The organism is Actinomycetospora lutea, assembly GCF_028737205.1.
In the GTDB taxonomy this organism is placed as follows: domain Bacteria; phylum Actinomycetota; class Actinomycetes; order Mycobacteriales; family Pseudonocardiaceae; genus Actinomycetospora; species Actinomycetospora lutea.
The window spans coordinates 1-2,164 of sequence record NZ_JAQZAL010000080.1 but is presented as its reverse complement, the minus strand read 5'-3'; the positions used below and the strand labels follow the sequence as shown (position 1 = coordinate 2,164).

Below are 2,164 nucleotides of genomic sequence, written 5' to 3'. Positions count from 1 at the left end.
GCATCCGGTCGCTGCTGCACTGTGGATCTCTTGCACTCTAAATCCGGAAGAGCCGGTAAACGCCCACTGCTCGACCGTATGGAGGCCGGCGCCTCCATACGGTCTAGTTCACTCCACGACTGGCTGCTCGGCCCTTGCTCGCCCGAGAGCTCGTAGCCGACGAACACCACCTTGACCCCGACACCTTCGCCCCCGGATCGCTTCCGCTCGCGGGCCCGAGTTTCGTGGCCGAACCAGGCCTCCGCCGACCTTCGTGAAGACATTGAGCGCGGGAGCCGCCATTCCCCGGGAGTGTCTGATGAACGGTGTAACCGGTGAGGTTGGTTAGCTTCCGTTGGCCGGGACGATACGGCCGGCGAAGGTGATCGCGAAGGCGTTGAGCGCAGGCTTCCAGCGCATGGCCCACTTCGCTCGGCCCTTGCCCGTGGGGTCGAGCGAGCGGGTCACGAGGTAAAGGCACTCAGGGCGGCCTGCTCGGTCGGGAAGTGCCCGCGGGCCTTGACCGCCCGGCGGTAGCGGGCGTTGATGGACTCGATCGCGTTCGTCGAGCAGATCACCTTGCGGATCTCGACGTCGTAGTCGAGGAACGGCACGAACTCCGACCACGCCGCGCGCCAGAGCGCGATGATCGCCGGATACTGCGCGCCCCAGGTGTCGTTGAACTCGTCGAACCTCGCCGCGGCAGCAGCCTCGGTGGCCGCGGTGTAGACCGGGCGCAGGTCCTTGGCCATCTGCTCCCAGTACTTGCGGCTCGCGTAGCGGAAGGTGTTGCGGATCAGGTGCAGCACGCAGGCCTGCACCAGCGCCTGCGGCCACACGGTGGTGATCGACTCCGGTAGCCCCTTGAGGCCGTCGCAGACCACGATGCAGGCGTCGGCCACACCCCGGTTCTTGATCTCGGTCAGCACCTGTAGCCAGTACTTGGCTCCCTCGCCGCCGTCGCCGGCCCAGATGCCCAAGATGTCGCGATGGCCGTCGACGGTGACCCCGATGACCACGTAGAACGGCCGGTTGGTCACCTGCCCGTCGCGGACCTTGACGTGGATGGCGTCGACGAACAGCACCGGATAGACCGCGTCGAGCGGGCGCTGCTGCCACTCGACCATCTCCTCGAGGACCTTGTCGGTGATCCTCGAGATGGTGTCCCGGGAGACCTTCGCCCCGTAGACCTCGTCGAAGTGCGCCGCGACCTCGCCGGTCGTGAGCCCTCGGGCGGTGAGGGACAGGACGATCTCGTCGAGCCCGTCCAACCGTCGCTGGCGCTTGCGCACGATGACCGGATCGAAGCTGGCATCACGGTCCCGGGGCACCTCGATCTGCACCGGCCCGATCTCGGTCAGCACCGTCTTCGACCGGGTGCCGTTGCGCGAGTTCCCGCCGTCGCGGCCCTCGACCTCGTGCTTGTCGTAACCGAGGTGCTCGCTCATCTCCGCCTCCAGGGCGGTCTCGAGCACCGTCTTCGTCAGCCCCGTGAGCAACCCGCCGGGGCCGACGAGCTCTACCCCCTCGGCACGAGCGGCGTTCACGAGTTCCTGGGCGAGCTGCTGCTGATCAATCCGAGCCGGCACAGGCCCGATCGTGTCCGTCATCGCAGGTCCTTCCCCCGGGACACGCCCGGAGCTTCAGGACCGGTTACACCGAAGATCAGACAGTCCCCATTCCCCTGGCACACCGGTACCGATGGTGATTCATGTTCCAACCGGTCCGCATCAATCACTCTAGGAATACAGACGTGCACAGCGCGACAGATTGTGGATCGTTCATATGTCGCACAGGAGGCCCACTCGAACGGCGGTGTCCGTCGAGCGTCGTTTGATTGGAACCTTGTGCCGAACACTTTGGCGCCGTAGTGCCCTACGGAACGGCGAATGGGGGAGGGTTCTCATGACGTGGTTGGGGTGGGAGTCACTCGGAGGTGTCCTCACCTCCGGGCCGGCCGTTAGCTCGTGGGCGGCCGGGCGACTCGACGTCTTCGTCCGGGGCACCGACAACGCCCTGTGGCACAAGTGGTACCAGAACGGCTGGTCAGGCTGGGAAAGCCTCGGCGGCGTCCTCACCTCCGAGCCGGCCGCCGTCTCCTGGAGCAACGGCCGCATCGACGTCTTCGTCCGCGGCACCGACAACGCCCTGTGGCACAAGTGGTACCAGAACGGCTGGTCAGGCT

General features: G+C 66.2%; 1 protein-coding gene and 1 pseudogene. One reads left to right on the top strand and one right to left on the bottom strand.

Annotated features, from left to right (window positions below; translation table 11 throughout):
• Positions 1–324 precede the first annotated feature (324 nt).
• Positions 325–1,589 (bottom strand): annotated as a pseudogene (locus PHK61_RS31700) (IS256 family transposase).
• A gap of 295 nt (positions 1,590–1,884) precedes the next feature.
• Here PHK61_RS31700 and PHK61_RS31695 point away from each other — a divergent pair.
• Positions 1,885–2,164: DUF8189 domain-containing protein (locus PHK61_RS31695; RefSeq protein ID WP_476288792.1), on the top strand; the 280-nt coding region annotated here is incomplete at its 3' end.